At 59.8% G+C, this 569-nt stretch carries 1 protein-coding gene; it reads left to right on the forward strand.

Annotation, left to right across the window (positions count from 1 at the left end; genetic code table 11):
- Positions 1-39 precede the first annotated feature (39 nt).
- Positions 40-569: ISAs1 family transposase (locus tag GH659_RS14735; RefSeq protein WP_153112190.1), on the forward strand; the 530-nt coding region annotated here is incomplete at its 3' end.

Genomic DNA, 569 nt, shown 5'->3' on the forward strand with positions numbered 1-569 from the left:
GCGTTGATTTGTGTAGTTTTCTGTCTTTTTGGGTGGCGTATGGAGACGGAGAAAGCGGCTACGGCAAATCAACGAGTCTCGCTGACGGAGGTCTTTTCGGAGATACCGGATCCACGCGTGGCGGGACGCTCGAAGCATGACCTGGTAGAGATGCTGGTGATCTGTGTCTGTGCGCTGGTCTGCGGCATCGACGATTTTGTGGGGATTGAAGCGTGGGCCAATGAACGGATCGACTGGCTACGACGCTTTCTGAAGCTGGAGAACGGCATCCCGTCGCACGACACCCTGGGTCGATTGCTGGGCCTGCTGGACCGGAAAGCCGTCGAGAAGAGCTTCCGGCGCTGGGTTGGCGACGTTCTCCCGGCGTTGGCCGAAGGCGGCGTGGTGGCGATTGACGGCAAGAGCAGTCGTCGAAGCCGACAGGCCGGTCAGTCGGCCCTGCATCTGGTCAGCGCCTTTGCCGCACAAGCGGGGCTCGTATTGGGGCAAGAAGCCTGCGCGGAAAAGTCCAACGAACTGACGGCGATTCCTGTTCTGCTCGAAGCGTTGATGCTCAAGGGCGTGATTGT

Source organism: Propionivibrio limicola, from assembly GCF_009469695.1.
In the GTDB taxonomy this organism is placed as follows: domain Bacteria; phylum Pseudomonadota; class Gammaproteobacteria; order Burkholderiales; family Rhodocyclaceae; genus Propionivibrio; species Propionivibrio limicola.